This window comes from Propionibacterium australiense, from assembly GCF_003666605.1.
GTDB lineage: Bacteria > Actinomycetota > Actinomycetes > Propionibacteriales > Propionibacteriaceae > Propionibacterium > Propionibacterium australiense.
Genome location: NZ_RCIV01000048.1, coordinates 1 through 2,388, shown reverse-complemented (window position 1 = coordinate 2,388; position 2,388 = coordinate 1). Strand labels below are relative to the sequence as shown.

Here is a 2,388-nt window from a genome sequence, read left to right as displayed (position 1 = left end):
GAGATTGTCGAGTGTTTGGTAACCCAATTATCTCTGTGGCAGGCCCTCACCTTTTATCATGACACGCCCATACTGGTGAAATAGCCTCCAAGATCACCCCTCAAACCAAGAGTTTTGAATAACCCTCCCGGTATCGGGCACGGTGGAATTCCCCGCGCCACGCGGGGGTGAGCCTATCCACACTAGCATCAACCTTACCGTGCAGCCGAATTCCCCGCGCCACGCGGGGGTGAGCCTGCCTGTCAAGGATGCGGAAAACTTCTTTGTCGGAATTCCCCGCGCCACGCGGGGGTGAGCCTCGCCTTCCGGCAGCGCCGGCACATGAGCCATAGAATTCCCCGCGCCACGCGGGGGTGAGCCTTAATATCGCCCCTCCATGAGGGCTTGTCCTCGGAATTCCCCGCGCCACGCGGGGGTGAGCCCCGTGTCAATCACAAACCCATTGCTGCCAGCAAGAATTCCCCGCGCCACGCGGGGGTGAGCCCGCGGCGAAGGTCTTGCCGGTGAGGCCGAGCGCGAATTCCCCGCGCCACGCGGGGGTGAGCCTTCACGAAGTCATCCTCGCTAAGAATATTAAGGGAATTCCCCGCGCCACGCGGGGGTGAGCCAGCCAGTGGCACTGTGTTCAGCTACCAAGGAGCGAATTCCCCGCGCCACGCGGGGGTGAGCCGATAACCCTTGCAACGGGACACCCCCGCACGAGGAATTCCCCGCGCCACGCGGGGGTGAGCCTGGGTCTGCAGGTGGCTCGCGGCGGTGATTATGGAATTCCCCGCGCCACGCGGGGGTGAGCCTTTCACGAGGTTCAGCCTCGCCACCCGCCTACAGAATTCCCCGCGCCACGCGGGGGTGAGCCCGAAGTCTGGTGGCCTTGAGTATGCGCTGCAATGAATTCCCCGCGCCACGCGGGGGTGAGCCTTTGGCCGCGGTTTTGGCGTGGTTTGACGCGTCGAATTCCCCGCGCCACGCGGGGGTGAGCCTTTGGCCGCGGTTTTGGCGTGGTTTGACGCGTCGAATTCCCCGCGCCACGCGGGGGTGAGCCTCCTTTTTGTGGCCTATTTCCATGCCGGCGATCGAATTCCCCGCGCCACGCGGGGGTGAGCCCACGGCGGCGGCCAGCGACAAGACGGCGCTCAGGAATTCCCCGCGCCACGCGGGGGTGAGCCCAGCTGGTAGCAGCTGTGGAGGCTGAGGCGGCCTTTCCCGTGAAGCCTGCGTCGAGGCCACGAGTAACGTGAGAATACCGGTTGCTTGACGCTCACCCGAGCGACTGTATACCATCGTGACAGATGGGGACACCTCGACAGCGTCGGGGCGGAGTTCCACATCTTTTCTTCGGGAACCATGGTTCCTATCGGATTCGTGCGCGTTCAGTTGTGTCCGCGCCTGGGTGGGTCAGCCCTCTGTGCCGGGCTCATCTGGTTCTACCGCCTCTGTGGTGACCTCCAGCAGATCGCCGACGTCGCAGCCCAACGCCTCGCAGATGGCCACGAGCGTTGAGAATCGAATGGCCTTCGCCCGGTTGTTCTTCAGCACCGAGAGGTTCACGACGGTGATGCCGACCTGTTCGGAGAGCTCCACGAGCGTCATGCCTCGTGCCTCCAGGAGCAGGTCCAGGTGACAGACGACGTGTGGGTCGGGTGACGGTGCGGCGCTCACAGTGCCAACCATAGGTGCAGTATCCCCGGAATCGACGTCGCCAACGGCCGCCCGGTGCGCGGCGGTCGCCGTCACACCAGCCCCTCGGTCTGTTCGAGCAGCGCGGTGTTCTCGGCAGCCAGGCGGGTGGTGCGCTCGTGGAGCCGGGAGAGTGCGTGGGTCAGGAAGGCCATGAAGTTGGCGGTGACGAGCGCCCATGCTGGGGCTCCGGCGTAGGAATACTGCGTTCCAAGCCCGCCGGCTGGTTCGATGACGCCTTCGTAACCAGCCGGCACGGCCTCCGGCGAGGACGTGTCGATGGTGACGAGCAGCGCGTGTTCCTGCGCCAGAGCCCGGATCTCCACCCGACTCGTGCCACTTTAGTGTGGGGGCCAGGTGAGGCCGAGGGTGTCGAGGATGGTTTGGGCTGCGGGTGTGATCTGGTCGTGAGCGGGTAGGGTTTGGCCAGCGATGTTGACGTTCATTTCATGGATTGGCTCGAGTGTTTCGATGATTTTGGCGACGGATTTCCCGGTGATTGTTTGCAAGCGGTGTGAGACGGCGAGTGCGGCCATCACGATGGTGAGGTGGGCTTCGATCGCCTCGCGGGTGTGATGGAAGACCGGGCGGGCTTTCAGGTCGCTCTTCGACATCCTGAAGGATTTCTCGATTAGCCAGAGCTCGTGATAGTCGGCAATGAGTTCTGCCGCGGAGATTCGGGTGGCGGGCATGTTCGTGACGTAGCCTTTC

3 protein-coding genes and 1 CRISPR repeat array are annotated in these 2,388 nt (G+C 63.7%); all 3 genes read right to left on the bottom strand.

Features of this window, described 5'->3' with window-relative positions; all coding sequences use genetic code 11:
• Positions 1 to 145: 145 nt before the first annotated feature.
• Positions 146 to 1,166: direct repeats of the CRISPR family, unit length 29 nt; unit sequence GAATTCCCCGCGCCACGCGGGGGTGAGCC.
• 229 nt (positions 1,167 to 1,395) lie between these two features.
• On the bottom strand, positions 1,396 to 1,671 hold the full coding sequence (locus D9T14_RS13130; RefSeq protein ID WP_119162953.1) for a helix-turn-helix domain-containing protein: 276 nt from the start codon (positions 1,669 to 1,671) through the stop codon (positions 1,396 to 1,398).
• 59 nt (positions 1,672 to 1,730) lie between these two features.
• Entirely contained in the window at positions 1,731 to 2,003 is a 273-nt protein-coding gene (locus D9T14_RS13125) for a hypothetical protein (protein ID WP_119162952.1), read from the bottom strand.
• A gap of 15 nt (positions 2,004 to 2,018) precedes the next feature.
• Positions 2,019 to 2,388, bottom strand: a 370-nt coding sequence (locus tag D9T14_RS13120) for an IS1634 family transposase (protein ID WP_147434132.1), incomplete at its 5' end; no start/stop codon positions are given.

Bases quoted from the DNA above. Each gene is read 5' to 3' on its own strand.
- D9T14_RS13130 (WP_119162953.1), bottom strand. From the start codon at position 1,671: ATGGTTGGCACTGTGAGCGCCGCACCGTCACCCGACCCACACGTCGTC.